The sequence below is a fragment of the Gardnerella sp. C0684A1 genome, assembly GCF_055326835.1.
This window is the reverse complement of the sequence record NZ_JBLTSX010000062.1, coordinates 1-251: the sequence shown is the minus strand read 5'-3', so window position 1 is coordinate 251 and position 251 is coordinate 1. Positions and strand designations below refer to the sequence as shown.

The 251-nt window shown below is 65.7% G+C and carries 1 protein-coding gene; it reads left to right on the top strand.

What is annotated here, in order from left to right:
- Positions 1–251 (top strand): hypothetical protein (locus tag ACNEUN_RS06350; RefSeq protein WP_463631602.1); only part of this gene is annotated, 251 nt, incomplete at both ends.

Sequence of the window (251 nt, the reverse complement as noted above, 5' to 3'; positions counted from 1 at the left end):
ATGTCGATCTCGACGACGAATCGATCGGTGATGCCGACGCGGCGGACGACGACCTGACCGAGGACGTGCGCGGCGTCGTGGAGGTGTTCGTGAAAGTCCGCGATGCGGGCCTTCTGCCGGATGCCGAAGGGATCGGGCTCGATCCGGCAGGCGTCGCGGCGATCGTCGACGAGCTGTCTGATGCCGGTTTCCCGGCGGAGATGCTGAAGGCCATTCCGCAGGGGTGGCGGCTGAACAGCACGATCAAAGGC